Raw genomic sequence first — 24,756 nt, forward strand, 5'->3', positions numbered from 1 at the left:
CCAGAGTCAGGGGTCGGTGCGGTCAGTTCCACTTGAACCAGCGGACGGCGGCCACGCCGGCGGCGGCGCCCCAGACGAGGAGCGCGATCGTGGCCGGGAGGTCGAGCGCTCCGTGGAGGAAGGCTGCCCGCGCGGCGTCGCCGAGGGCGCCCGAGGGCAGGAAGCCCACGATCCCGGCGATCTGTGCGGGAAGCCTGCTGCTCGGCATGGCGATTCCGCCGAACACGCCGAACAGGATCCACACGAGGTTCGTGACGGCGAGGGTCGCCTCCGGGCGGGCTGTGCCGGCGATGAGCAGCCCGAGGGACGTGAAGACTGCGGCGCCGACCGCGAGGAGGATGAGCCCGAGGAGGGCGCCGCCCAGCGGCGGCCGCCAGCCGAGCAGCAGGGCGACCCCGCCGATGACCACGACCTGCACCGCGAACACCACGAGCACCGCGATGACCTTGCCCGCGATAAGCCCCCCGCGGCCCAGCGGTGTGGTCGAGAGGAAGCGCAGGACGCCGTAGCGGCGGTCGAAGCCCGTCGCGATGCCCTGGCCGGTGAAGCCGACGGACATCGTGCAGAGCGCGAGCACGCCCGGGGCCGCGACGTCGATCCGGCTCGCACCGAGACCGTCGAGGAACGGCGTGACCGTGAGTCCAATGAGCGCGATGAGCGGCAGGACGAGCATGAGGACGAGCTGCTCGCCGTTGCGCAGCATGGCGATCGTCTCGTATCGGCCCTGCTGCCAGACCCGGCGGCCCAGCGTTGCGGCGTTCACGCGGTCTCCTTCCCCGTGCCGGACATGGCCTCCTGCGCGGAGGCCTCGGCGATGCCGAGGAAGACGTCCTCGAGGCTTCGGCTGCCGAGCTCGAGCGAGGTGGGCATGATGCCGCGCTCGTCGAGCCACTGGGCGAGGGCGGCGAGGTGCGCCGTGGTGAGCTCGCCGTCGATCGTGTAATGGCCGGCAGGCGCCTCGGCGACGCGCGGTGTGCCCGGCGCTGCCGCGAAGGCGGCGCCGACGTCGAGGCCTGCGGGGGCCCGGAGCGTGAGCCGCCGCGCGGCCTGCGTCGCGGTGCCGAGGAGCTCGGCCACAGTACCCTCCGCGACGATGCGGCCCCGGTCGAGGATCGCGACCCAGTCGGCGAGTCGCTCGGCGTCGTCCAGGAGATGCGTCGTGAGGATGATGCCGAGGCCTTGGCCGCGGAGCTCGGTGATGAGGTCGAACACGACCTGCCGGGACTGCGGGTCGAGGCCCGCGCTCGGCTCATCGAGGAAGACGACGTCCGGCCGCCCCACGAGCGCGGCGGCGAGCGCCACGCGCTGCTTCTGACCGCCGGAGAGCCGGCGGATTGTGGTTCCCGAGAACTCGTGGAGGCCCAGCCGCTCGGCGAGTTCGCCGACCGGCAGGGGATTGCGGTACATGCTCGCGACGTGCCGGAGCAGCGGGAGCGGCCGGGACGACGGCGGGAGCCCACCATCCTGAAGCATGACGCCGACCCGGGCCCGGAGCTCCGCGCTCGCGTTCTGCGGATCCTCGCCGAGGAGGCGGATGGTCCCGCCCGTGCGCCGGCGCAGGCCCTGCGCGCACTCGAGGGTCGTCGTCTTGCCGGCGCCGTTGACGCCGAGGAGGACCGTCACCTGACCGGCGTGGGCAGAAAGGTCGACGCCGGCGAGCACCCGCTTCATCCGGCCCCCCTCCGCGGCGATCGGCCCGACGTCGTGGATCAACCCCTCGATCTCTAGGCAGGGGGTACCGGTTCTGAGCACCTATACATTCTACGCAAGGTAGTAGTGCGCTCGTCGCTTCCCGTCGCGACGTGTGTGACGCATCAGTCAGCCAACTAAGCCCCGCCTTACTGGAGGTGCCGGGCATATTAGGCAATGATTGTTTTGTGTATTCCGTGGCCAACCAACAGTCTCGCGGGCGTGCCGTGCCTGTCGACGCCGAGGATCGCACGCGTGATCGCGTCCTCAGCGCCGTCCTCGAGCATGGCCCGGTGAGCGCGGCAGAGCTCGGCGAAATGCTGAGCGTCACGCCGGCCGCCGTGCGCCGCCACCTCGACGCCCTCACACGAAGCGGCGTCGTCGAGGTCAAGCGCATCGCGACGTCGGGCACAGGGGCCGGCCGCCCGGCCCGCCGCTACGTCCTGACCTCCCGCGGCCAGTCCACCATCGGCGACGACTACCTCGATATCGCCCGCACGGCCCTGCACCGCCTCGCCGAGGTGGCAGGTCCCGGCGCCGTCGAGGACTTCGCCGAGGAGCGCTTCGCCGCCATGGAGCATCGCTACCAGCCCATCGTCGACGCGGCGGGCGACGACGTCGCGGCTCGCTCGCGCGCGTTGGCCGAGGCGCTCACCAACGACGGCTTCGTCGCCTCATCAGCCAGCGTCACGAGCCGGGTCCCGCTCCCGGCCCACCTCGCGAGCGTCCAGCTGTGCCAGGGACATTGCCCCGTCCAGCAGCTCGCCGCCGAGTTCCCCGTATTCTGCGACACCGAGACGGCGGTCTTCTCGCGCCTCCTCGGCGTCGATGTGCGCCGCCTGTCGACTCTGGCAAGCGGCGGCCACGTGTGCACCACTCACATTCCCACCGGCCGCGGCGTCCACCGGACCGCCGCGCCGGAGACCGCAACCCACCACCAAGAGAGGCCGTGATGACGGATCAATTGGCCGAGAAGCATGCCGTGGACGTCGAGCCCACGGTCATCTCGGAGATTCTGGAGAAGAACCCCGAGCTCCACGGAATCGGCACGTACGAGTACGGCTGGGCCGACTCGGACACCGCCGGCGCCAACGCTCGCCGTGGGCTCAACGAGGACGTGGTCCGCGACATTTCCCAGAAGAAGGCCGAGCCCGAGTGGATGCTCGACCTGCGCCTCAAGGGCCTCAAGTACTTCGACCGCAAGCCCATGCCGCTCTGGGGCGCCGACCTCTCCGGCATCGACTTCGACAACATCAAGTACTTCGTGCGCTCCACGGAGAAGCAGGCGGCGTCGTGGGAGGACCTCCCCGATGACATCCGCAACACGTACGAGAAGCTGGGCATCCCGGAGGCCGAGCGCAGCCGCCTCGTGGCGGGCGTCGCGGCCCAGTACGAGTCTGAGGTCGTGTACCACCAGATCCGCGAGGATCTCGAAAAGCAGGGTGTGATCTTCCTCGACACCGACACGGCGCTCAAGGAGCACCCGGAGTTCTTCCAGGAGTACTTCGGCACCGTGATCCCGGTGGGCGACAACAAGTTCGCGTCGCTCAACACGGCCGTGTGGTCTGGCGGCTCGTTCGTCTACGTCCCGAAGGGTGTGCACGTCGAGATCCCGCTCCAGGCCTATTTCCGCATCAACACGGAGAACATGGGCCAGTTCGAGCGGACGCTCATCATCGCCGACGAGGATTCCTACGTGCACTACATCGAGGGCTGCACGGCCCCGATCTACACGTCGGACTCGCTGCACTCGGCCGTCGTCGAGATCATCGTCAAGAAGGGCGCCCGCGTCCGCTACACGACGATCCAGAACTGGTCGACCAACGTCTACAACCTCGTCACGAAGCGCGCCATCTGCCACGAGGGCGCCACGATGGAGTGGATCGACGGCAACATCGGCTCCAAGGTCACCATGAAGTACCCGGCGGTGTACCTCGTGGGCGAGCACGCGAAGGGCGAGACGCTCTCGATCGCGTTCGCGGGCGAGGGCCAGCACCAGGACACGGGCTCGAAGATGGTGCACATCGCGCCGAACACGAAGTCCTCGATCGTGTCCAAGTCCGTGGCCCGCGGCGGCGGCCGCGCAGCCTACCGCGGACTCGTCCAGGTCCGCGAGGGTGCCAAGCACTCCGCGAACACGGTCCGCTGCGACGCGCTGCTCGTCGACACGATGTCGCGTTCGGACACCTACCCCTACATCGACATCCGTGAGGACGATGTGGTGCTTGGCCACGAGGCCACCGTCTCGCGCGTGAGCGAGGAGCAGCTCTTCTACCTCATGTCCCGCGGGCTCCCCGAGGACGAGGCCATGGCCATGATCGTGCGCGGCTTCATCGAGCCGATCGCGCGCGAGCTGCCCATGGAGTACGCCCTCGAGCTGAACCGCCTCATTGAACTGCAGATGGAAGGGTCCGTCGGTTGATGACTGGAACAACTGAAGAGGCTACGAAGGAGACAGCCCGCATCGGCGCGCCGTCGATCGCCGGGTTCACCGAGGAGGGCGAGAGCCTTTCGCCGACACCGGTCGTCACGGGCCCGCTCGGCGGGGCCGCGGCCAAGAGCCACTCGCATGGCGGAGGCTACGGGATCCCGGACAGCTCGCGTGCCGGCCGCCTGACGTCGTACCAGCTCGCCGACTTCCCGGAGCTCAAGGGCACCGAGGAGGAGTGGCGCTTCACGCCGCTGCGTCGCCTCGGCGGGCTTCACAAGGACGCGCTCGACGGCGCCGCCCCCGCGGTTGCGGTCGAGGCGCCCGCGTCGGTCCGCGTTGAGACGGTTGGCCGCGACGACTCCCGCGTCGGGTCCGCGGGCATCCCCGAGGACCGTGTCTCCGCGAACGCCTGGGCGCATTTCGCCGACGCGACCGTCGTGACCATCCCGGCAGGGGCCGAGCTCGAGGATCGCGTCCTCGTGACCCTCACCGGCGCGGGCCTCGCAGCGTCCGCCCAGCATGTGGTGATCGTGGCCGAGGAAAACGCGCGCGCCGTCGTCGTCCTCAACCACGAGGGCCAGGCGGTCGTGTCGGAGAACGTCGAGATCGTGGTCGGTGACCGCGCCGACCTGACGATCGTGACGCTCCAGGAGTGGAGCGACGATTCGATCCACGTCTCTTCGCAGCAGGTCAAGGTGGGCCGCGAGGCGAAGATCAAGCACGTCGCCGTGAGCCTCGGCGGCTCGCTCGTGCGCCTCACCCCGACGGTCCGCTTCGCCCAGCCCGGCGGCGAGGCGCAGGTGTTCGGCCTGTACTTCGCGGACGCGGGGCAGCACCTCGAGCACCGCACGTTCGTGGACCACGCCCAGCCCAACTGCATCTCCAACGTCCTCTACAAGGGCGCGCTGCAGGGGAAGGACGCCCACACGGTCTGGGTCGGTGACGTGCTCATCCAGAAGCAGGCCGAGGGCACTGACAGCTACGAGAAGAACCAGAACCTGGTCCTCACGGATGGATGCCGCGCGGACTCCGTGCCGAACCTCGAGATCGAGACGGGCCTCATCGCGGGCGCCGGCCACGCGAGTGCGACCGGCCGCTTCGACGACGAGCACCTGTTCTACCTCATGGCCCGCGGCATTCCTGAGGACGTGGCCCGCCGCCTCGTGGTGCGCGGCTTCCTGAACGAGATCATCCAGAAGATCGGCGTTCCCTCGATCGAAGATCACCTCGTCGAGGCGGTCGAGCGCGAGCTCGAAGCCGGAGAAAACTGACCCCCAAGGATTGGTCCCGGCGGCGCCGGAACCCTCAGCACTGAGCCCGGCGGCGCCGGGCACAAGGAGAACACACATGTCGACTCTGGAGATCAAGGACCTGCACGTCTCGATCGAGACCGAGCAGGGCGTCAAGGAGATCCTGAAAGGCGTGACGCTCACCGTGAAGACGGGCGAGACGCACGCGATCATGGGCCCGAACGGCTCTGGCAAGTCCACGCTCGCCTCGACGATCGCGGGCCACCCGCGCTACACCGTCACCTCGGGCTCCATCACGCTCGACGGCGAGGACGTCCTCGCGATGAGCGTGGACGAGCGTGCGCGGGCGGGCCTCTTCCTCGCGATGCAGTACCCCGTCGAGGTCCCGGGCGTGACCATGACCAACTTCCTGCGCACCGCGAAGACCGCGATCGACGGCAAGGCGCCCGCGATCCGAACGTGGACCAAGGACGTCAAGGAGGCGATGGCCCAGCTGCGCATCGACGCCGACTTCGCCCAGCGCAACGTCAACGAGGGCTTCTCCGGGGGCGAGAAGAAGCGCGTCGAGATCCTCCAGCTCGAGCTCTTCAAGCCCAAGTTCGCCGTGCTCGACGAGACCGATTCGGGTCTCGATGTCGACGCCCTGAAGGTCGTCTCCGAGGGCGTCAACCGCGCCCACGCGGCAGGCAACATGGGCACGCTGCTCATCACCCACTACACGCGGATCCTGCGCTACATCAAGCCGGAGTTCGTCCACGTCTTCGTGGACGGCAAGATCGCCGAGCAGGGCGGCCCGGAGCTCGCCGACCGCCTCGAGGAAGAGGGCTACGACCGCTTCCTCGCCGCCGCCGGCTCCGCGGTGCAGGCCTGAACCCCAAGGAGAGACTGTGACTGATTCCCAGCCTGCGGCCGGGCTCGAGCCGGCCCCGACCGCGATCGAGGACGTCGAGGAGCGGCTCAAGGACGTGATCGACCCGGAGCTCGGCGTGAACGTCGTTGACCTGGGACTGGTCTACGGGCTCGAGTACGGCGAGGACGGCACGCTGCTCATCAGCATGACGCTCACCACCGCCGCGTGCCCGCTCACGGACATCCTCGAGGAACAGGTCGGCACGGCCCTCGACGGCGTCGTGGACGAGTGGCGCCTCAACTGGGTGTGGATGCCGCCGTGGGGTCCCGAGCGGATCACCGAGGACGGCCGCGACCAGATGCGCGCCCTCGGCTTCAACATCTGAGGATCGGCCTCTCGCCGAGCGCTGGGCGCCCACGGAACGACGGCGGCCGGTGACCTTCCCCGCGGACGGTCACCCGCCGCCGTCGTTTGCCTGTGCGGGGCCGGACGGAGGGGAAAGTGCCCCGCCGAGAAGGTCACCGCGCGCGTTCCGTAGCCCCCGCCCGGATCTGTTGGAGGTGTTCCAGGAGCGCCCGTTCCGGGTGGCCCCGGTGCCTGAGCATGAGGTGAAGGAGATTCTTCTTGGTCGCCTTGCAGAGCCACGGGCCGTTCAACGCTTCCACGAGGATTCCCAGAGCCTGGTCGGCGACGAGTCCGTCAAGGCCGTCCGCCCCTGGATGGTCGGGTGTGAGCCGCTTTTTCAAGCGTCGGTAGGACCAGATGCAGCCGAGGGTGAGCGCGACGCCGGTGACGGCGACGGCGATCACCGCCCACCAGAGCACGAGCCCACCCAAGAAGACAAGGGCTCCCGGGAAGCCGTCAAGTGGTGATCCAGCGGCGCTGCTGCCCATCGTTCCTCCCCGAACGTCGAGTGTCCCCGAGATTCCAGCTTGCCTGTGGCGGTTCAGGTCCCGCCACACCTAGCTGTACTCGACTTTCATCGGCGTCAGTGGGCAACCGGGGCACCCGAGTACACCGACAGCGACAAGTACCGTCATCGTGGTCCCCACGCGGCCGTCGGGGCGGGTCCGCCGCATAAACTCGGAAGATGCCCTTCCTGAACCGGCTCTCGGCGTGGGCCACGGAGAAGCCCCACGAGCCCGCCGTCGTCTGCGGGACGGCGCACGCCTCGTGGGCCGAGCTGGCCGCCGAGGCCGGACGCCTCGTGGCCTCCGGTGCGGACGTTCGCGTACTGCAGGAGCCAAACGGCGTGGACTTCGCGGTCCGCTGGGCGGCCGGGGTCGCGGGGGAGCGGGAATGTGCCGTGCTCGACCCGCTGTGGCCGGCCGAGCTGTCGTCGGAGGTCCGGGGGCTCCTCGGGCTCCGCTGGGCAGGCGCGGCGGCCGGGCCGGTCGGGCTGACGGACGGCGATCCGGCCTCAAGCTTCCTCGTGGGCCTCACCTCGGGCACGACGTCGATGCCGAAGGCCTTCTCCCGAACGCGCGCCTCGTGGCAGCGCTCGTTCGAGGCGTCTGTCGCGCTCTTCGGCCTCTCGAGTACGGATCGCGTCCTTGCCCCGGGACCGCTCTCGGCGAGCCTCAACCTCTACACGCTCTCGGAGTGCCTGTACGCGGGTGCCTCGTTCCACACTCTCGCGCATTTCGACGTCGCGGACGCTCACGCCGAGATCCGCCAGCGGGGCATCACGCGCCTCGTGCTCGTGCCGACCATGCTCCGCCTGCTCGCGGAGCGCGGGCTCGCGGGGGACGTCGACGCGAGCGGGATCACCGCGATCGTGTGTTCGGGGCAGAAGCTCGACCGGCGCACGCTCGAGGCCGCGCGTCGCTGGGCGCCCCATGCGGTGGTTTGGGAGTACTACGGCGCCTCGGAACTCAGCTTCGTCGCCGCGACCGCCCACCGCCCCGGCGAGGAATCCGCTGCGGTGGGGACCGCCGTCGGGCGCCCGTTCCCCGGCGTGGACGTCGCGATCCTGGGCGACGGCGGCTCGCCCATCCCCGACGGCCAGACGGGCAACATCAGCGTGCGCAGCGCCTTGGTCAGCGAGGGCTACGTGTGGGGCGACGACGGCCAGGCTTTCACCCGGCTCGGCGACTGGTGCACAGTGCGGGATCAGGGCTTCGTCGAGGACGGGCAGCTCCACGTGCTCGGACGCACGCAGGACATGATCAATACCGGCGGGCATAACGTGTACCCCCACGAGGTCGAGGCGGCGCTCGCGATGCTTCCCGGGGTCGCCGAGGTCGTCGTCGCCGGCGTTCCCGACGACATCCGGGGCCAGCGGGTCGTCGCCGGCGTGGTGCCCTCGCACGCGGGGCTGTGCCAGCTCCAACTCCGCGCAGGCCTCGAGGGGCGCCTCGCGCCGGCGAAGCGGCCACTCCAATACGTCGAGCTGGACGAGCTGCCGGTCACCGAGCGCGGCAAGCTGAGCCGCACCGAGTTCCAGCGCTGGGTGCTCGAGGGGGATCCGCGTGCGCGCGCCCTCGCGTGAGCCGCGGGCCCGCGGTCCCCTCGTCGTCGCCGGGAAGCGATCACCGCTCGCCCGGTCCGGGACCGTGCTGGCCGACGTGCCGGCGCATCTCCTGCTGGCCCCGGTGCTCGGCGCGCTCGCAGCGGAGGCACCGGACCTGCCGCTGGCCGATGTCGTGGTGGGCAACGCTGTGGGTGGGGGAGGGAACCTCGCTCGCCTCGCGGCCCTCGAGGCCGGGCTTCCCGAATCGGTGCCCGGACTCACGGTCGACCGCCAGTGCGGCTCCGGGCTCGACGCGATCGTCCTCGCGTGCCGGCTCGCGCAGGCGTGCGCGGGAGGGGCTTATCTTGCTGGGGGCGCCGAGTCGATCAGCATGGCGCCGGTGCGGGGGCGCAGGACGGCCGACGGCGGCATCGAGTTCTACCGGCGGGCCCAGCACGCGCCCACTCGCCTGGACGAGTCGGAGAGCGGCGACCCCGACATGGGCTGGGCCGCGGACACGGTCGCGCGCGAGGCGGGCGTTTCGCGCGAGCGCCAGGACGGGTTCGCGCTGCGGAGTCACCGGCGTGCGCTCGCCGCGTCCGCCGCGGGCGCGTTCGACGGCGAGATCGTCCCCGTGCGCGCGCCCGGCGGCACGGTCCGGGCCGACAACGGGCCGCGCCCGCGGCTTGACGCGAAGCTGCTCGCCCGCTTCCCGGCGGCGTTCGTGGATGGGGGGAGCGTCACGGCGGGGAATTCGTGCTTCGACGCCGACGGGGCGGCCGCCGTCCTCGTTCTCGCGCCGGACGCGGAGCCCCCTGCTCTCGCGGGGCGCGTCGCGCTCGAATTCCGCGGCGCCGCGACCGTGGGCGTTGACCCCCGGCGGCTCGGACTCGGCGCGGCCGTCGCGGCCGAGGGGCTGCTCGCCCAGCACGGGCTCACTGCGGGCGATCTCGCGGCGATCGAGTTCAACGAGGCGTTCGCGGGCCAGGTCCTCGCGTGCACGGATCGCCTGGGGCTCGACGATGGCGCCCTTGACGCCGTGCTCAACACCGAGGGCGGTGCGCTGGCGCTCGGTCACGCGTACGGGGCCTCGGGGGCCGTCTCCGTGGTCCGGTTGCTCGCGCGGGCGCAGTCGCTCCCGGACGGGGCGCCGTGCCTCGCGATGATCAGCTCGGCCGGCGGGATCGGCACGGCGGCCCTCTTCGAGACCCGCCGCCTCCCCCTCTGGCCCAGATCGGGCTAGTTGTACCCGGCCAGGACGTTGGTAGCGGCGAGCCTGGTTGAACGAGGGAGAACCTCCGAGTGGGATGTGGCTTGTCTAAGGCCCACTCCGACTCGGAGGTTCTCATGTCCCACGGTAGTGCCCGGCTGACCGTCCATGGTCGCCGGTTGATCGTCGAACGTCATCAGGCGGGCTGGGCGCAGGCCCACATCGCCGCTGCGATGGGTGTGTCCCGGAAGTGCGTGAAGACCTGGATCGACCGCTATGCCGCCGAAGGCGAGGCAGGCCTGGCCACACGCTCGTCGCGGCCGCACACGATGCCGACCAGGACCGGCGGGGAGGTCGAGCAGAGAGTGCTGGCTGCCCGCGCCGAGCACCGCGAGGGCCCCGACGTGCTCGGGCCCAAGGTCGGGGTCCCCGCCCGGACGGTCTCACGCATCCTGCGCCGCCACGGCGTGCCGTACCTGCGCCAGTGCGATCCGATGACCGGTGAGGTGATCCGTTCATCGAAGCAGACCGCGGTCCGCTACGAACGGCAGCGGCCCGGCGAGCTGGTGCACATGGACGTGAAGAAGATCGGCCGCATCCCCGACGGCGGGGGCTGGCGGGCGCTGGGCAGGGAGGCGACCGTGGACCACAAGCACAAGAAGGCCCCGATCGGCTACGACTACGTCCACTCGCTGGTCGATGACCACTCCCGTCTCGCCTACAGCGAGATCCTGCCCGACGAGAAGGGCCCCAGCTGCGCGGGCTTCCTCGAACGCGCGATCGCTTACTTCGCCGCCCACGGGATCACCCGGATCGAGCGACTGATGACCGACAACGCGTGGGCCTACCGGTACTCCCTGCGGGCGCCGTGCGCCGAGCACGGCATCATCCAGAAGTTCATCAGGCCCCACTGCCCCTGGCAGAACGGCAAGGCCGAAAGGCTGAACCGTACCCTCGCCGCCGAGTGGGCCTACCGCCGGGCCTACACCAGCAATGACCAACGAACAGCCGCCCTTGCGCCATGGCTCGAGCACTACAACACTGAACGCTGCCACAGCGCACTCGGAGGAAAACCCCCGATCAGCCGACTGCGACCAACCTGATGGCCGGGTACAGCTAGTCGCCGTCCGCGAGGCCTCGGGCCGCGAGCGCCTCGCCGGTCCGGCGACCGTAGGCGACCGCCGAGAGGACCACCGGGATGGTCCGAGCCCGCACGTTCCGCTCGAGCCCGCGGGCCCGCGCGGCGTCGCCGACGTCGTCGAACGCGCCGGCCAGCACCGGGATGCTCCGCAACATGATCGCGATCGCCAGGGCGAAGCGCTCGGGGTCCGCCCCGAAGCGCCGGAACGGCCGCGCGAGGCGGGCGACGGCGTCGAGCAGCTCCCGGAGCGGGACGGTCGCCGTCAGGAGGCCCGCGGCGAGGAAGCACACGAGGAGGTTGAGCACGATCCGTGCCGCCGGCGCGGGGCCGAGCTGCCACCACTGGAAGACCCCCAGCACTCCGCACAGGGGCAGGATGAGCTTGCCCGAGCCGGCGAGGCGCCGCCATCCGAGGCGCGCGGAGCCCCACACGGCCATGAGCGCGAGGACGGCACCGCCAGACACCCGCCAGTCGAGCAGCACGAAGCTCGCTGCCCCCGCAGCGACCACCCCGAAGAACTTGGCCCACAGCGGCGCCCGGTGCAGCCACGAGTTTCCCGGCACATAACCGGCCAGAATCCCGCCAGCGGGACGCCCCCTCATAGCGGACCCGCGGGAAGCGCGCACAGCGCACGGTAGAACGCCACCGCTTCGGTCGGGTCGCCGTCGAACGCGATCCTCCCGCCGTCGACCACGAGGACCCGCTCGGCGTCGAGCGCAAGCTCGAGATCGTGGGTCGAGAACACCACCTGCTGGCCCAGACCGGCGACGGTGCGGCGCAAGAGCTCGCGATTACGGAGGTCGAGCAGCGTGGACGGCTCGTCGAGCACGAGCACCTCGGGCTCGACGGCGAGCACAGCCGCGAGCGCCATGAGCTGCCGCTCGCCGCCGGAGAGCTCGTACACGCTCTGGTCGGCGAGCGCCGCAAGGACGAGGTGGTCAAGTACGGCTTGCGCGGCCGCGGACCGGTCGGCGCGGGAGCGATGCCGTTTGCGCAGCGAAAGCTCGACGTCCTCGCGACCGGTCGGCATGACGAGCTGCGAGAGCGGATCGGTGAACACGAATCCCACGCGCTGACGAACCGCCCGCCCGTCGCGCACCGTGTCGAGGCCGCCGACCGACACCGAACCGGACGACGGCTCGACGAGCCCGTTGAGCAGCCTGAGCAGGGTCGATTTGCCGGAGCCGTTGGCCCCGATGACGCCGATGCGCCGCTCGGTGAGCGTCGCGGACACGCCCTCGAGGACCACCCTGTCCGGGCGGTCCTCGATCGGGACGGCGACGCGCACGCCGTCGAGCTCGATGCGGCTCACGCGCGCTTGACCCTCCGCACCAGCACATCGGGGAACGCGCGGTGCACGGCCACTGCGGCGATCGCGGCGACGACGTCCTTGATGATGTCGCCCGGGTAGTACGCGAGGTCAGCGACGAACGCGGCCTGCCACGAGAGCTTGAGGTTGATCATCATCCCGAGCACGCCGAAGCCGTGGATGATCACGACCGAGACCAGCAGCGACGCGACGACAAACCACAACGCGCGGCGCGAGGCCGCGAAGCGGCGGATCACGAGCTCGGCGAGGAGCCCGAGCACGTACGCGCCCACGAGGAACGCGACGATGTAGCCCGCCGAGCCCCCGGCGAGGATCTGGAGCCCGGCGCGCCCACCCGAGAAGATGGGCAGGCCCGCGAAGGCGAGGACGAGATAGAGGCCGACGGCGGCCGCGGCCCGGGTGGCCCCGAGCACGAGCGCCGTGAGCACCACGGCGAGAGTCTGGAGAGTGATGGGGACGCCGAAGCTCCCCACGGGGATGCCCGGAACGATCGCGGATGCCGCAATGAGGGCCGCGAACACGGCGACGAGCGCGAGGGACTGGGCGTCCCACGTGCGGCGCGGTGGCGAGGTGCCCTGTCCGTGGGGCGCGGTCTGCTGGCTCATGCTTCCTCCTTGGCGGCCCGGCGCACGCCGAACCCTTGATCCAGAAGGCTACGCACCGCCGTCGTCCCTTATTTTGTGGGCATCCCACGAGCAGGGGCGATCCGCCGTTGGCGATCCGCCACAAGCGCGTGCCGGTAGACTGGTCCAGGCCCGGATCCGGGCCGCGACCCCGAAAGGCCTACCCCGTGATCACTGTCCAGAACCTCGAACTCCGCGCTGGCGCGCGCCTGCTCATGGACGAGGTGACGTTCCGGATCGACAAGGGGGACAAGATCGGGCTCGTGGGGCGCAACGGCGCCGGCAAGACGACCCTCACACGCGTCCTCGCGGGCGAGGGAATTCCCGCGGCCGGCACGGTCACGCGCAGCGGCGAGGTCGGCTACCTCCCGCAGGATCCGCGGACCCCGGACATGGAGCAGCTCGCGCGGGACCGCATCCTGTCCGCGCGCGGCCTCGACGTCGTGGTCCGGAAGCTTCGCGAGGCGCAGACAGCGATGGCGAGCGACGACGCCGACGTGCAGCGCAAGGCGATGGGCCGCTACGACCGGCTCGAGTCGGAGTTCCTCGCGGGCGGCGGTTACGCGGCGGAGGCCGAGGCCGCGGCGATTTCGGCGAACCTCGCGCTGCCGGACCGCATCCTCAACCAGCCGCTCCGCACGCTCTCCGGCGGCCAGCGCCGCCGCGTCGAGCTCGCGCGCATCCTGTACTCGGCCGCGGACACGCTGCTCCTCGACGAGCCCACCAACCACCTCGACGGTGACTCGATCGCGTGGCTGCGGGACTTCCTCAAGGCCCATCAGGGCGGGCTCATCGTCATCTCGCACGACGTCGAGCTCCTCGAGGCGACCGTCAACAAGGTCTTCCACCTCGACGCGAACCGCGCCGTGATCGACATCTACAACATGGGCTGGAAGCGCTACCTCACCCAGCGCGAGACCGATGAGCGCGCACGACGGCGGGAGCGCGCCAACGCCGAGAAGAAGGCCCAGGTCCTCATCGACCAGGCGAACAAGATGCGGGCCAAGGCGACCAAGGCCGTCGCAGCGCAGAACATGGCGAAGCGCGCCGAGCGCCTGCTCGCCGGCGTCGCGGAGGAGCGGGTCTCGGATCGCGTGGCCGCGCTGCGCTTCCCCGAGCCGGCCCCGTGCGGGAAGACCCCGCTGCAGGCCGAGGGGCTCTCGAAGTCGTACGGCTCGCTCGAGATCTTCACGGACGTGGACCTCGCGGTGGACCGCGGGTCCCGCGTGGTGATCCTCGGACTCAACGGCGCAGGGAAGACGACCCTTCTGCGCATGCTCGCGGGCGTCGACTCGCCCGACACGGGCGAGGTCGTCCCAGGCCACGGGCTCAAGGTCGGCTACTACGCGCAGGAGCACGAGACCCTCGATCCGGACCGCACCGTCCTCGAGAACATGCGTCGCGCCGCGCCGGATCACCTCGGCGACGCGGACGTTCGCGGCATCCTCGGCTCGTTCCTCTTCACGGGCGACGACGTCGACAAGCCCGCCGGAGTCCTCTCCGGTGGCGAGAAGACCCGCCTCGCCCTCGCCACGATCGTCGCCTCGAGCGCGAACGTCCTGCTCCTCGACGAGCCGACCAACAACCTCGATCCGGCGAGCCGCCGCGAGATCCTCGGGGCGCTCAAGACGTACAAGGGCGCCGTCGTCATGGTCAGCCACGACGAGGGGGCCGTCGAGGCCCTGAGCCCCGAACGAGTTGTGCTGCTGCCGGACGGCGTCGAGGACCTGTGGAGCGCGGACTACCTCGACCTCATCACGCTCGCGTAGGCGGTTCGCAACACTGCTTAACTTCTGCCTAACTTTTTGACAGTCGGTTTACTCAAGTTGTCATGAGGGCGCGGACCCCCTAGCGTGTGGCCTGCACGAGGGCGCGCGCTGGAGCTGGCTGGCTCGCTTTGCGCTCGAGGGCGTGGGTGGGCGCCGGATCGGCGCCGCCGAAGCCGGGTTCGTGGACGCGCGGGACGGTGCGCTCCACGAGGATCTTGAGGCCCTCCTGAGCGGGCAGCCCTCGCCGCGCGCCTACACGCCCGGACCGGCGGATCTCGATGCCTATCAGGCGACGTTCTCCGTAACCGTCCACTACCCGCCGCACGAAGCGACGACCCTCGGCCGGCCAGGGGAACTCCTTGCCCTGCACCTGGCCGGCGGCCCACTCACAGCGTGGGGTCCCTACGAGCCCGCGACTCTGGACTGGGACCCTGCCGCGTACACCGCAGCCGTCCGCCGCCGAATGCCGGCCGACTTACGGCTCGTCCTCGTCGGCGACGGGATCCAGATGACGTCCCTCATCAAGCGCACGCGGACGGGCGTCGAGGAGACGGTGAGCGGCGTCGCGCTGCTGGGACCGGCCTCGATGGATCTCGCAGCGGTGGGGGAGAAGGCCGCGGACGGCCTCGCCGCCGTCGCCCGTGGGGTCCCGCTTCCTCTCCTCGGTACCATCACGGCCCAACTCGGTGCTTACGATCTCATGACCTCGCTGACTCCGGATCCGCCGCCCGTGCCGGTTGCGGCCCTTATCGGGCCGCGCGCGGTGCGGTCCATGGCGTGCGACGTCGATGGGCTGGGTCGCGATTTCGCGGTACGAACCGCGGGGAAACTTCGCGTGCCGTCAATCGTCGCGACCTTCGCGGGGGCCGCGCTCCCGCCATGGGACGAGGCACAAAGGTTCGCAGAGGCGCTCGGAAGCGAAGCGATCGGCCGTGCGTTCGCGGCTCCGCGTCGGGGAGGTTCGGGCGGCGGAGCTGATCCCGTCGCGGATTTCGAGAGGAAAGTCATCGTGGAAACGAAGGGGGCACGGTGGTGAGTGGCTGGAGACTCGTCCCTGGCGGGGTGAGCAGCGCCTTGGTCTCAGCTCAGGATTCGGTGGAGCAGATTCGAGGCGGGCTTGACGCCCTGTCCTCGGCGCCCGAGTCCTTGGCTGGCGGGGCCGGTGGTGATGGGGTGGTCGCGTCAGCGTTCGCCTCGTTTCTCGAGGAGCAGGCCGCAGGCCCGCTCACGTCGATGATGAGCAGGTACTCGGCGGCCCTCACGGGGACTGCGTCTGCTGCCGAGGCCTACGTGGCGGGCGACGAGGAGATGGCCGCGAACTTCGTGCGCAATGCCGGGCAGGCAACGTCGGTCGAGGATCAGCCCCGGTTCCGGGGCCGGAGCACTGCATGGTAGGGGCCGTGGCGGGAGCGGACGGTCTCATCGTCCCGGATCGGATCCCGGGCGAGGAGCTGGATCTCGGGCGTGTGCGGACTGTCGCGGAGACCCTGGTTGCGTCGCGCCGTCGGGTGGCGGCTGGGGCGGACGGTGTCGAGGCCGCGTGGGCTGGCCTCCGGGCGGCGTTCGAGTCCCCTGAGGCGCCGATCGTGTACGGGGCGATGGAGCCGGCGAACCAGGCAGCCCGGGACTTCGCAGGACGGCTGGACGCCGTCTCGCGTACCCTCGATGAGTACGCGGAGCGGATTCGGCCGATCAAGGCGGATCTCGCGTCCGTGCGGGCCGACGCGATGGCGTTCGTGGAGGAAGTGGGCCCGGACGGGCTCGTCTGGGTGAACGCGTCCGAGACCAAACGGTACGAATTCGACGCGCTCGCCACGGCTGGGTTGGGCGCCTCAGGGATGGTCGACGGCGCCTCGATGGGCGCGCTTCTCTCGCCCCAGGACCCGGTGGACTACCTGATTTCGAAGGGCGAGACCGCGCGTTCGGGACCTGCCGGCCCGCAGATTCTCGCCCATTGGCACGAGTCGGGATCCTATGTGGATCGGAACAACCGTTTGCTTGACCGCGTGGCGGATGCGTACGCGAAGCTGAGCCAGGCCGAGGCCGACTGTGCCGACGAGATCAACCGGCAGCGCACTGTCGGCGTGGCGCCCGCGTCTCGGGTCGACTCGTGGCAGCTCAAGCAGCCTGGTGCCGGAGCTGTGGATCTGCCGTGGGGGCGGCGGGCTGAGGAGGACCGCAACTGCGGGGAAAGCATCTGGTGGGGTGCCGGCAATTCCCTGAAGGAGACGGCGCAGAGACTCGGCGGGCTCGCACTCGGGTATGACGCCGAGCGGGACGAGTTCGGGCGAGGGGAGGCCTACACGAGCTCATGGAAGGGCTTCGCGGTTGGCATCGGCTCGATCGCACTGGCGCTGAACCCGCTCTCGCCGATCCTCGGCCGGATGGGCGTGCCCGTGTTCAAGGAGGTCAACGACAACGTCGAGGCCATGGCCAAGTCTCTCGTGGCGTGGGACACCTGGGGGAAGAACCCTGGCGAGGCCCTCGGTATGGCGGCGGTCGGCGTCGGAGGCTTTTTCCTCCCGGGGCCGGGTGAGGCAGCGGGAGCCCTCAAGGGCGCGAGCGTGGCATCGAAGCTCGTCAAGGGGTCCAAGACTGTCGAGGAAGCGGTCCAAGGCGGACGAACCGCCGAGGACGCGGCCGCGGGCCCGGGCAGGACGCTCGGGGACGTCGCCGGGTCGCCCGAACAGCGTCTTGCCGAGTTGGAGAAGGCCGGGGTTGACGCCGCCACGCGCGGCCGCCACGCGAGCGAGACGCTCTCGGACCTTGGTGCTCGCGAGACCCATCTCGACCTAGACGGTCTGAACCACACGGGCCATGGGGACGGTACCCTCGCCCACGCGGAGCTGGACGGAGCCCGTGGGGCGAGCCCCGAGCAACGCGCGCCGGGCGTTCCGGATGACACCGGACGTACACCAGATGACCCACACATCCCGGATCCCGACCATCCCGGAGGCGACCCGCCTCGAATTCCGGTTGCTGGGGACCCTGACGGAAGCGCCGGAACGTGGGAGTATCTCAAGAGAAATTCTCCAGGTGAGGAATGGAAGGTGTATCAAGAACAGGTTGCGGGCATACGCCGCAACGCCCAGGGCGATCTTCCTGAGTATCTTGTTCCAAAAGGATCCGGAAGGCCTGTTCAGTTCGACGGTCACGTTTGGCGAGGGCGCCCGCCAGCTGAAATTTTTCTGGAGGCTAAGGATGGGTACGGAATCATGGTCGACCCGGTGAAGCCCAAGTTTTTCTTCACGAACCATGTGCGTGAGTTCATCGAACAAGCCCAAGGCCAAGTCAACGCAGTCCAACGACTGCGTCCGGACGCTAGAATTGAATGGCATTTCTCAAACCGGGAAGTCGCCGATGCTGTTCGAGAAGCATTCTTCGAGGCCGACATCAGCATCGATGTCTACTTCACGCCGAAAGCTTAACGATATGAATGATATAAGGATCAACAAATGATTCCGGAAAAAATGCTATTGCGTGCAAAATGGGGTGGAAGGGGTGAAAGCCTCGAATCGATTGTCGACAGGGTGTGGGAGTTGCTTGCGTATCTCGAGTCGTTGGGGGGTCGCGTTGGCCGGTCGATGTGGTCGCCGGAGCCGAGCTTGGTGTCCGGCGATCGGGCCGAGCTCGAAAAGATAGTTCTTGCCCGCTATGAGAAGGATGAAAAGACAAGGCGACCAATCTGGGCCGGAGGAACTCACGTATCCCTGTTGCAGGAGCCGCACAACGCCGAGGGACCCATAGTTGACTTGAACGCCAATCTCGGCGTCGAGGTCGGCGCTCGAGGCCTTGCCGCGAATTCGGCATTGGTGACGTTCGGAGGTCTCGGCCTGCAACGAGAAGGGGAGCGATTCCCGATAGAGGCCGAGGTGTTGCCTCGTGCCGTGGAGCTCGTTAAGGAGTTCGTCCGCGTCTGGGAGCCTGATGCGGCCTCTCTAGATTGCACCGAACTCCTTCGGGCGCAGAAAGTGCGGGGAATGACGTACCCGACCGTCGGGTTCGTGACGTGGCTCGCGGATAACGTCGTCGCCGGAGACCTTTCTGTGGTGCACGCGGCGCACCGCGAGCGTTTGGCAAACGGCACACTGTTGAGCGTAGATCTCACCAGCGACCGACTACTCGAAGACGGCCTCGCCCTCGTGGATGAGGTCTTCGGCGCTGGACTCCTTCGCCCGATCCCTGCGGTGCAGGGTGAATAACGGGCATGGCGGCGCCGCCCGTCATCGGAGGTCAGCGCGACAAGAGGTGAACGACCGGGTCGCTAGCGCACCTCGAGGGGCTCCGCGCCCGTCACCCGGGCCAGGTCGGCGTAGCTGATGGAGAGCATCGACTGGTGGTCGCCCGCGCCTGCCCACAACAGGGGATAGCCCCTGAGATGCACGTCGATGAGCGTCCGCACCGGCTCTGGATGCCCCACCGGGGCGACGCCGCCCACGCGTTGCCCTGTGTGCTCGAGCACGAATTCGGGCGTCGCGCGCTTGATCTTCCCCGAACCGAGCTGCCGGGCGACGAGCTTCGTATCGACGCGGGCGGCCCCGCTCGCGAGGATGAGCAGCGGCGCGCCATCGAGTTCGAACACGAGACTGTTCGCGATTGCACCCACCTCGCACCCGAGGACCTCGGCCGCCGCGACAGCGGTGGGCACGTCGTCGTCGAACGTTTTCACGGTGTCCGGCAGGCCCGCGGCGAGCAGGGCGCGGCGCACGCGGTCGACGGCGGGACGGTCGCCGTCCAACACGTCGGTCACCGGAAGCCCTGGGCGTCGAGGATGGCGTCCTCTTCCTCTTCGGCAGTGGGCCGCTTCCGCTTCTTCGGGGTGTAGCGGGCCGCGCGGGCCGCGGCCGCGTCCGCTGCCTGCTGGGCCTCGGCGTGGTCTTCGCCCTGGGCCCGTGCCGCATCCGCGGCCTCTGCGGCCTCGGCGGCGGCGTCGATCGCCCGATTGCGGGCCTGCTGACGCGCGGCGTAGCCGAAGCCGATGAACATGAGCACCCCGAATGCGAGCCACTGCAGGGCGTAGGAAAGGTGGGTCCCGTCGTCGGGCTGCGGCTTGGGGAGCGCGGTCGGAGTCGTTGCCGCGGCGGGCATCTCGCTCGTCATGAGGCCGTACGAGCCCGTCAGGATCGGGTACGGGACCTGCCCGGCGTACGTCGACAGATCGATGGATGCGAGCTGGCCCGAGGGGGCGCCCCGATCGAGGTTAGGCTCACTCGGGCGCAAGCGAACGACGACGGTCACCTCGCCAGAGGGCGGAGCCGGGACGGAGTCGGGCCGACCCTGCTCCTGATTGCCGATCGGGAGCCAGCCGCGGTCCACGATTACCGTCTGCCCGGAATCGAGCCGGAACGGGACCACGACCTCGTAGCCGGGTTGGCCGTTGAGCGGCCGGTTGCGGACCACGCGGGTATCCGCGACCTGATAGGAGCCGCGAAGGCTCACCTGCTCCCACTCGTGGTCGCTCGCGAGGTGCGTGAACTGATCCGAGGCCTGCGCGAACGGCACCGGAGCGGCGTCGTAGTTCCGATTCACGAGGTTGATGACGGCTTGGGCCTCGTCGAGCCGGGACATCTGCCAGCGGCTCAGGAGGACGCACGCGACCGCGAACAGGATGGCGAGGCCCAAATAGGTCAGCCAACGTCGCGAAAAGAGGAAGCGATACACGTCAGTGCCCCTCGTTCGCGGCGGACTGGGCGTGCGGCACGGTCTCGCGCCAGAGCGAGCGCGTCGTGAGGTAGTCCTCGAGCCAGTCGCGGTGCTCGTCGCACGCGAGCCAGATCTTGCGGCGCTCCGGCGTGTGGATCCTGGGGTTGTTCCAGAGGAGTTCCCACGTGGCGGCGGCGCGGCAGCCCTTGCGCGAGCAGACGGCCGCCTCGGGCTCTTCTCCGGGCAGCATTCCGAGAAGACTCACGCGCTCCTCTTCTCGTTGTCCTGCTCACGGCGGGCGCCCTGCTGCTCGTTGGCTCCGTCGCCCTCGTCCCGAGAGGCGCGCCCCGCGTCGTGGCCGTTAACCGCCGAGGCCGCATCGGCGTCGTCGTCCGCGTTGTCCACGATCTCCCCGGGCAGCACCTCGCCGTCGCCGGACGCGACGAGGCCGCCCTCGAGCTCGGCCACGGGAGGTGCGTCGATGAGCGAATCGCTTTCGGAGTCGGCCTTGGTCTGGGCGTTCGCGATCACCACCGCGACCCACGGAAGGAATACGGCGCCGATCGCAGCGAGCAGCTTGAACCAGCCGTCCACCACGAACAGCAGGATGATGCACACCATGCGGATGCCCATCGCCGTCGCGTAGCGGACCATGCGCCTGTGCATGTCCTCGCTGTGGCCCGGGGCAGCCGTCGTGATGCTGTGGACCTCAGGGTCCTCGGAGGTTCGATCCTCCTCAGGCTCCTGGTCGGCTCCGTTCGTCAGTCTTTCCATCACTCTCCCAGTCGATCCATTGTCCCACCGGCGTCCCGGCCGGGCGAATCTGGAAGGCGCCAGCGGCGTGCTTGACGTGCGGTAGGCGGCGGCGCGGCGCACCGGCGGCTAGGATTCTCGACAGACAGCGGCAGTCGGACGCGGTGCCCGCGCTCCGACCGCTTCGGCCGACCACGACCCTGAAGGAGCACCGTGAGCACGGAAGCCCATACCCCGCGCAGCGTCCTCATCACCGGAGGCAATCGCGGCATAGGCCTCGCGATTGCGAAGGAATTCGCGGCAAACGGCGACAAGGTCGCGGTCACGTACCGCACTGCGTCCGAGCTGCCTGAGGGGATCCTCGGCGTGCAGGCGGACGTCACGGACGAGGCGTCCGTCGATCGCGCCTTCAGCGAGGTCGAGGCCGCGCACGGTCCGGTCGAGGTCCTCGTGGCCAACGCCGGGATCACGAAGGACACGCTCCTTCTGCGCATGAGCGAGGCCGACTTCACGTCCGTGCTCGACACGAACCTCACGGGCGCGTTCCGCGTGGTGAAGCGCGCGTCGAAGGGCATGATCCGCCTCCGCAAGGGCCGCGTGGTGCTCATCTCCTCAGTCTCCGGGCTCTACGGCGCGCCGGGGCAGATCAACTACTCGGCGTCGAAGGCGGGCCTCGTGGGCCTTGCGCGTTCGCTCACCCGCGAGCTCGGCTCTCGCGGGATCACCGCGAACGTGGTCGCGCCGGGCTTCGTCAAGACGGACATGACCGCCGAGCTGCCCGAGGACACGCAGAAGGACTACCTCTCGCGCGTTCCCGCGGGCCGGTTCGCCGAGCCCGAGGAGGTGGCCGAGGTGGTGCGGTGGATCGCGAGCGACGAGGCCGCCTACATCTCCGGTGCGGTCATCCCGGTCGACGGCGGCCTCGGCATGGGCCACTGAGCCCACCAACAACTTCACGACGGAAGGAACTCACATGACTGAGCAGGGAACGGCGCCGGGGGCGCCGCTCGCGGGCAAGACGGCGATCGTCACCGGTTCGTCGCGCGGCATCGGCGCGTCGACGGCCAAGATCCTCGCGGGGGAGGGCGCCGCGGTCGTCATCAACTACCGGCAGAAGGCGCCGCGCGCCAACAAGGTCGTTGCGGAGATCGAGGCCGCGGGCGGCCGCGCGGTCGCCGTGGGCGGCGACCTCACCAACGCGGACGACGTCGATGCCCTCGCCCAGGCGGCGCTCGACAGCTTCGGTTCGCTCGACGTCCTCGTCCTGAACGCATCCGGCGGCATGGAGAGCGGCCTCGGCGAGGACTACGCGCTGCGGCTCAACCGCGACGCTCAGGTCAGCATGCTCAGGGCTGCGGCCGAGCGCATGAAGCCGGGTGCGCGCGTGGTGTTCGTCACGAGCCATCAGGCCCACTTCATCGACTCGATGCCCACGATGGACGCCTACGAGCCCGTGGCCCGCTCGAAGCGCGCCGGCGAGGTCGCGCTGCGCGAGCTCATCCCGTGGCTCGAGGAGAAGGGGATCACGTTCGTCGTCGTCTCGGGCGACATGATCGAGGGCACCATCACCGCGACGCTTTTGGAGCGCGCTGCTCCCGGGGCGATCGAGTCGCGCCGCGAGGCCGCCGGGAAGCTGTACTCGGTCGACGAGTTCGCGGCCGAGGTCGCGAAGATGGTCACCGCCGACGTCCCGACCGGCCACACCGAGCTGGTGGGTGGCGCGGAGCACTTCACGGGCTGACCACAGACCCCACAAGGTCTCGCCAAGGACCCCGCAACCCAAGGGACGGGACCCCGCAACGCTGTGGGGTCCCGTCCGCCGTGTTGTGGGGTCCCGTCCGCCGTGTTGTGGGGTCCCGTCCCGGCTCAGACGCCGGCGAAGTGCCTGACCACGTCGAGGTACGGGAGGTCGACGGCGGCGTCCGCCACCGCGCGCACCGCCGGCTTGGCGCGGAACGCGACGCCTAGCCCCGCGGCCCCGAGCATGTCGAGATCGTTCGCGCCGTCGCCCACGGCGACGCACGCCTCGAGCGCCACGCCGCGCTCGGCGGCCCACACCCGAAGGCTCTGCTCCTTGACGGCCCGATCCACGACGTCGCCGATCACCCGCCCGGTCAGGACGCCGTCGACAATCTCGAGCTCGTTGGCGCGCCAAAAGTCCAGGCCCAGGCGCTCTGCGAGCGGGGCGAGGATCTGGTTAAAGCCGCCCGAGACGACCGCGACGGCGTGCCCCGCCGCGTGATACGCCTTGACGAGCTCCTCGGCGCCCGGCGTGAGGAGCACGGCGTCGCGCACCCGATCGATCACGTCGACGGGCAGCCCCGCGAGCGTCTGGACTCGGGCGTGGAGGCTCTGCGCGAAATCGAGCTCGCCGCGCATCGCCGCCTCCGTGACGGCCGCGACCTCGGCGCGCTTCCCCGCGTGTTCGGCGAGCAGCTCGATGACCTCCTGTTGGATGAGCGTCGAGTCGACGTCCATGATGAGGAACTTTCGCTCCGCTTCGCGCACGCCTGCCGGCACCAGCGCGGCGTCGGCCTCAGCGAGGCCCGCGAGCGCCTCGCGTGCGTCGCCCAAGCGCGCCGAGTCAAGCTCGACGCTCGCGGTCAGAACTTCGTACCGCGCGCCGCCCGCCGCCTCGAAAGGCCCGACGACGGCGCCCACCCGCACGAGGAGCGTCGCCGCGGCGACGCCCACCTCTGGAGAAAGCGCGCGGGCAGAGAGAACGAGGGCGAAGCGGGATGGCATAGCCGCGATTCTACCGAGGCCGGATGCAGTTCGCCGACGGCGGAAGTCTGCAATAGGGTCTTCTTCATGAGCAATGTTCTCCAGCTGACTGGCGTCAGCGTGGTCCGCGGCGCCAAGACGCTGCTCGACGGCATCGACTGGCAGGTGCGCGAAGGGGAGCGCTGGGTTGTGCTGGGCCCCAACGGCGCCGGCAAGACCACCCTCCTCCAGCTCGCGGCGGCTCGCATGCACCCAACGAGGGGTACGGTCGGCGTCCTCGACGAGACGCTCGGCAAGGTCGACGTCTTCGAGCTGCGGCCGCGCATCGGACTTGCGTCCGCGGCCCTCGCGAACCACATTCCCGAGCATGAGAAGGTGCTCAACGTCGTGGTCACTGCGGCCTACGGCGTCACGGGCCGCTGGCGCGAGCTCTATGAGAAGGACGACGAGCGCCGCGCGTTCCGCCTCCTCAACGAGTGGGGCATGGGGCCGCTGCTCGGCCGGGTCTTCTCGACCCTCAGCGAGGGCGAGCGCAAGCGCGTGCAGATCGCCAGGGCGCTCATGACGGACCCGGAGCTGCTCCTTCTCGACGAGCCCGGCGCCGGCCTGGACCTCGGCGGCCGCGAGGAGCTCGTGTACAAGCTCAGCGAGCTGGCCCAGGACGACGTCGCGCCCGCGCTCGTGCTCGTCACGCACCACCTCGAGGAGGTCCCGCCGGGCTTCACGCACGCGCTCCTGCTGCGGGACGGACGGGTCGTGGCGCAGGGCGAGATCACGAGCGTCCTGACGGAGGAGAATCTGAGCGAGACGTTCGGCATGCCGCTCGACGTGACGGCCAACGGCGGCCGCTACACCGCGGTGCGTCGGGCCACCGCGGCCGCAGCAGTCTGA

Annotated in this window: 27 protein-coding genes; 16 read left to right on the forward strand and 11 right to left on the reverse strand. The window is 69.8% G+C overall.

The features are described 5' to 3' along the window. Window positions 1-22: 22 nt before the first annotated feature. Window positions 23-763 (reverse strand): ABC transporter permease, encoded by a 741-nt coding sequence (locus ACOKR1_RS10085; protein ID WP_422936487.1) that lies wholly within the window; start codon window positions 761-763, stop codon window positions 23-25. Then, window positions 760-1,752, reverse strand: coding sequence for an ABC transporter ATP-binding protein (locus ACOKR1_RS10090; RefSeq protein WP_422936488.1), 993 nt, complete (start codon window positions 1,750-1,752; stop codon window positions 760-762). The genes ACOKR1_RS10085 and ACOKR1_RS10090 overlap by 4 nt, the downstream gene beginning before the upstream one ends. Before the next feature lie 164 nt (window positions 1,753-1,916). Between ACOKR1_RS10090 and ACOKR1_RS10095 the strand changes: the two genes are divergently transcribed. From ACOKR1_RS10095 to ACOKR1_RS10115, 5 genes are all read left to right on the forward strand, one after another. Continuing rightward, the gene (locus ACOKR1_RS10095) at window positions 1,917-2,642 is read left to right on the forward strand and encodes a helix-turn-helix transcriptional regulator (protein WP_422936489.1); all 726 of its coding nucleotides are present in this window, start codon (window positions 1,917-1,919) and stop codon (window positions 2,640-2,642) included. After that, complete coding sequence (sufB, locus tag ACOKR1_RS10100) at window positions 2,642-4,111, forward strand: Fe-S cluster assembly protein SufB (RefSeq protein ID WP_422936490.1); 1,470 nt, start codon at window positions 2,642-2,644, stop codon at window positions 4,109-4,111. Before ACOKR1_RS10095 ends, sufB begins: the two co-directional genes overlap by 1 nt. Next, window positions 4,111-5,391, forward strand: a complete 1,281-nt coding sequence (gene sufD / locus ACOKR1_RS10105; protein ID WP_422936491.1) for a Fe-S cluster assembly protein SufD — start codon at window positions 4,111-4,113, stop codon at window positions 5,389-5,391. Before sufB ends, sufD begins: the two co-directional genes overlap by 1 nt. A gap of 76 nt (window positions 5,392-5,467) precedes the next feature. Further along, window positions 5,468-6,241 carry a Fe-S cluster assembly ATPase SufC gene (gene sufC / locus ACOKR1_RS10110; protein ID WP_422936492.1) on the forward strand — a complete coding sequence of 258 codons (774 nt, stop codon included), beginning with the start codon at window positions 5,468-5,470 and terminating at the stop codon, window positions 6,239-6,241. 16 nt (window positions 6,242-6,257) lie between these two features. Then, window positions 6,258-6,605: a metal-sulfur cluster assembly factor gene (locus tag ACOKR1_RS10115; protein ID WP_136611560.1), complete on the forward strand. Its 348-nt coding sequence runs from the start codon at window positions 6,258-6,260 to the stop codon at window positions 6,603-6,605. 133 nt (window positions 6,606-6,738) lie between these two features. Here the strand turns inward: ACOKR1_RS10115 and ACOKR1_RS10120 are convergent, their stop codons facing one another. Next, window positions 6,739-7,113, reverse strand: a complete 375-nt coding sequence (locus ACOKR1_RS10120; protein WP_422936493.1) for a hypothetical protein — start codon at window positions 7,111-7,113, stop codon at window positions 6,739-6,741. Window positions 7,114-7,310: 197 nt separating this feature from the next. Here ACOKR1_RS10120 and ACOKR1_RS10125 point away from each other — a divergent pair, with 197 nt between their 5' ends. The 3 genes from ACOKR1_RS10125 (at window position 7,311) to ACOKR1_RS10135 (ending at window position 10,985) form a co-directional block, all read left to right on the forward strand. After that, the gene (locus ACOKR1_RS10125) at window positions 7,311-8,711 is read left to right on the forward strand and encodes a class I adenylate-forming enzyme family protein (protein WP_422936494.1); all 1,401 of its coding nucleotides are present in this window, start codon (window positions 7,311-7,313) and stop codon (window positions 8,709-8,711) included. Further along, window positions 8,692-9,915 (forward strand): thiolase family protein, encoded by a 1,224-nt coding sequence (locus ACOKR1_RS10130; RefSeq protein ID WP_422936495.1) that lies wholly within the window; start codon window positions 8,692-8,694, stop codon window positions 9,913-9,915. Before ACOKR1_RS10125 ends, ACOKR1_RS10130 begins: the two co-directional genes overlap by 20 nt. Before the next feature lie 104 nt (window positions 9,916-10,019). Beyond that, window positions 10,020-10,985 (forward strand): IS481 family transposase, encoded by a 966-nt coding sequence (locus ACOKR1_RS10135; protein WP_422934579.1) that lies wholly within the window; start codon window positions 10,020-10,022, stop codon window positions 10,983-10,985. A 13-nt stretch (window positions 10,986-10,998) separates the two neighbouring features. Here the strand turns inward: ACOKR1_RS10135 and ACOKR1_RS10140 are convergent, their stop codons facing one another. From ACOKR1_RS10140 to ACOKR1_RS10150, 3 genes are read right to left on the reverse strand one after another with little or no spacing between them, the layout of a single operon-like run. After that, the gene (locus ACOKR1_RS10140) at window positions 10,999-11,625 is read right to left on the reverse strand and encodes an energy-coupling factor transporter transmembrane component T family protein (RefSeq protein WP_422936496.1); all 627 of its coding nucleotides are present in this window, start codon (window positions 11,623-11,625) and stop codon (window positions 10,999-11,001) included. Continuing rightward, window positions 11,622-12,335 carry an energy-coupling factor ABC transporter ATP-binding protein gene (locus tag ACOKR1_RS10145; RefSeq protein ID WP_422936497.1) on the reverse strand — a complete coding sequence of 238 codons (714 nt, stop codon included), beginning with the start codon at window positions 12,333-12,335 and terminating at the stop codon, window positions 11,622-11,624. The genes ACOKR1_RS10140 and ACOKR1_RS10145 overlap by 4 nt, the downstream gene beginning before the upstream one ends. After that, the gene (locus tag ACOKR1_RS10150) at window positions 12,332-12,958 is read right to left on the reverse strand and encodes a biotin transporter BioY (RefSeq protein WP_422936498.1); all 627 of its coding nucleotides are present in this window, start codon (window positions 12,956-12,958) and stop codon (window positions 12,332-12,334) included. The genes ACOKR1_RS10145 and ACOKR1_RS10150 overlap by 4 nt, the downstream gene beginning before the upstream one ends. Before the next feature lie 185 nt (window positions 12,959-13,143). Between ACOKR1_RS10150 and ACOKR1_RS10155 the strand changes: the two genes are divergently transcribed. From ACOKR1_RS10155 to ACOKR1_RS10175, 5 genes are all read left to right on the forward strand, one after another. Continuing rightward, the gene (locus ACOKR1_RS10155; protein WP_422936499.1) at window positions 13,144-14,745 is read left to right on the forward strand and encodes an ABC-F family ATP-binding cassette domain-containing protein; all 1,602 of its coding nucleotides are present in this window, start codon (window positions 13,144-13,146) and stop codon (window positions 14,743-14,745) included. 142 nt (window positions 14,746-14,887) lie between these two features. Continuing rightward, on the forward strand, window positions 14,888-15,781 hold the full coding sequence (locus ACOKR1_RS10160) for a DUF6177 family protein (RefSeq protein ID WP_422936500.1): 894 nt from the start codon (window positions 14,888-14,890) through the stop codon (window positions 15,779-15,781). Continuing rightward, window positions 15,778-16,140 carry a DUF6507 family protein gene (locus ACOKR1_RS10165; protein ID WP_422936501.1) on the forward strand — a complete coding sequence of 121 codons (363 nt, stop codon included), beginning with the start codon at window positions 15,778-15,780 and terminating at the stop codon, window positions 16,138-16,140. The genes ACOKR1_RS10160 and ACOKR1_RS10165 overlap by 4 nt, the downstream gene beginning before the upstream one ends. 191 nt (window positions 16,141-16,331) lie before the next feature. Continuing rightward, window positions 16,332-18,173: a Tox-REase-5 domain-containing protein gene (locus ACOKR1_RS10170; protein WP_422936502.1), complete on the forward strand. Its 1,842-nt coding sequence runs from the start codon at window positions 16,332-16,334 to the stop codon at window positions 18,171-18,173. A gap of 27 nt (window positions 18,174-18,200) precedes the next feature. Beyond that, window positions 18,201-18,947: a hypothetical protein gene (locus tag ACOKR1_RS10175; RefSeq protein ID WP_422936503.1), complete on the forward strand. Its 747-nt coding sequence runs from the start codon at window positions 18,201-18,203 to the stop codon at window positions 18,945-18,947. 62 nt (window positions 18,948-19,009) lie between these two features. Here the strand turns inward: ACOKR1_RS10175 and ACOKR1_RS10180 are convergent, their stop codons facing one another. The 4 genes from ACOKR1_RS10180 to ACOKR1_RS10195 are packed head-to-tail and all read right to left on the reverse strand — an operon-like array spanning window position 19,010 to window position 21,162. After that, a complete protein-coding gene (locus ACOKR1_RS10180) occupies window positions 19,010-19,495 on the reverse strand; it encodes a YbaK/EbsC family protein (protein ID WP_422936504.1) in 486 nt (161 codons plus the stop codon). Then, window positions 19,492-20,406 (reverse strand): SURF1 family protein, encoded by a 915-nt coding sequence (locus ACOKR1_RS10185; protein ID WP_422936505.1) that lies wholly within the window; start codon window positions 20,404-20,406, stop codon window positions 19,492-19,494. Before ACOKR1_RS10185 ends, ACOKR1_RS10180 begins: the two co-directional genes overlap by 4 nt. A 1-nt stretch (window position 20,407) precedes the next feature. Continuing rightward, the gene (locus ACOKR1_RS10190; RefSeq protein WP_422936603.1) at window positions 20,408-20,638 is read right to left on the reverse strand and encodes a hypothetical protein; all 231 of its coding nucleotides are present in this window, start codon (window positions 20,636-20,638) and stop codon (window positions 20,408-20,410) included. Window positions 20,639-20,649: 11 nt separating this feature from the next. Beyond that, window positions 20,650-21,162 (reverse strand): DUF3099 domain-containing protein, encoded by a 513-nt coding sequence (locus ACOKR1_RS10195; RefSeq protein ID WP_422936604.1) that lies wholly within the window; start codon window positions 21,160-21,162, stop codon window positions 20,650-20,652. A 192-nt stretch (window positions 21,163-21,354) separates the two neighbouring features. Here ACOKR1_RS10195 and ACOKR1_RS10200 point away from each other — a divergent pair, with 192 nt between their 5' ends. Then, window positions 21,355-22,080: a beta-ketoacyl-ACP reductase gene (locus ACOKR1_RS10200; protein WP_422936506.1), complete on the forward strand. Its 726-nt coding sequence runs from the start codon at window positions 21,355-21,357 to the stop codon at window positions 22,078-22,080. A gap of 34 nt (window positions 22,081-22,114) precedes the next feature. Then, window positions 22,115-22,882, forward strand: coding sequence for an SDR family oxidoreductase (locus tag ACOKR1_RS10205; RefSeq protein WP_422936507.1), 768 nt, complete (start codon window positions 22,115-22,117; stop codon window positions 22,880-22,882). A gap of 125 nt (window positions 22,883-23,007) precedes the next feature. Here ACOKR1_RS10205 and serB read toward each other — a convergent pair whose 3' ends face one another. Further along, window positions 23,008-23,886 carry a phosphoserine phosphatase SerB gene (gene serB / locus ACOKR1_RS10210; RefSeq protein WP_422936508.1) on the reverse strand — a complete coding sequence of 293 codons (879 nt, stop codon included), beginning with the start codon at window positions 23,884-23,886 and terminating at the stop codon, window positions 23,008-23,010. A gap of 66 nt (window positions 23,887-23,952) precedes the next feature. On the opposite strand from serB, the gene ACOKR1_RS10215 reads away from it, so the two are divergent. Continuing rightward, the gene (locus tag ACOKR1_RS10215) at window positions 23,953-24,756 is read left to right on the forward strand and encodes an ABC transporter ATP-binding protein (protein ID WP_422936509.1); all 804 of its coding nucleotides are present in this window, start codon (window positions 23,953-23,955) and stop codon (window positions 24,754-24,756) included.

This window comes from Sinomonas sp. P47F7, assembly GCF_049332655.1.
In the GTDB taxonomy this organism is placed as follows: domain Bacteria; phylum Actinomycetota; class Actinomycetes; order Actinomycetales; family Micrococcaceae; genus Sinomonas.

Bases quoted from the DNA above. Each gene is read 5' to 3' on its own strand.
- sufB (WP_422936490.1), top strand. From the start codon at position 2,642: ATGACGGATCAATTGGCCGAGAAGCATGCCGTGGACGTCGAGCCCACG.
- sufD (WP_422936491.1), top strand. From the start codon at position 4,111: ATGACTGGAACAACTGAAGAGGCTACGAAGGAGACAGCCCGCATCGGC.
- sufC (WP_422936492.1), top strand. From the start codon at position 5,468: ATGTCGACTCTGGAGATCAAGGACCTGCACGTCTCGATCGAGACCGAG.
- ACOKR1_RS10120 (WP_422936493.1), bottom strand. From the start codon at position 7,113: ATGGGCAGCAGCGCCGCTGGATCACCACTTGACGGCTTCCCGGGAGCC.
- ACOKR1_RS10125 (WP_422936494.1), top strand. From the start codon at position 7,311: ATGCCCTTCCTGAACCGGCTCTCGGCGTGGGCCACGGAGAAGCCCCAC.
- ACOKR1_RS10135 (WP_422934579.1), top strand. From the start codon at position 10,020: ATGTCCCACGGTAGTGCCCGGCTGACCGTCCATGGTCGCCGGTTGATC.
- ACOKR1_RS10140 (WP_422936496.1), bottom strand. From the start codon at position 11,625: ATGAGGGGGCGTCCCGCTGGCGGGATTCTGGCCGGTTATGTGCCGGGA.
- ACOKR1_RS10150 (WP_422936498.1), bottom strand. From the start codon at position 12,958: ATGAGCCAGCAGACCGCGCCCCACGGACAGGGCACCTCGCCACCGCGC.
- ACOKR1_RS10175 (WP_422936503.1), top strand. From the start codon at position 18,201: ATGATTCCGGAAAAAATGCTATTGCGTGCAAAATGGGGTGGAAGGGGT.
- ACOKR1_RS10190 (WP_422936603.1), bottom strand. From the start codon at position 20,638: ATGCTGCCCGGAGAAGAGCCCGAGGCGGCCGTCTGCTCGCGCAAGGGC.
- ACOKR1_RS10195 (WP_422936604.1), bottom strand. From the start codon at position 21,162: ATGGAAAGACTGACGAACGGAGCCGACCAGGAGCCTGAGGAGGATCGA.
- ACOKR1_RS10205 (WP_422936507.1), top strand. From the start codon at position 22,115: ATGACTGAGCAGGGAACGGCGCCGGGGGCGCCGCTCGCGGGCAAGACG.
- serB (WP_422936508.1), bottom strand. From the start codon at position 23,886: ATGCCATCCCGCTTCGCCCTCGTTCTCTCTGCCCGCGCGCTTTCTCCA.
- ACOKR1_RS10215 (WP_422936509.1), top strand. From the start codon at position 23,953: ATGAGCAATGTTCTCCAGCTGACTGGCGTCAGCGTGGTCCGCGGCGCC.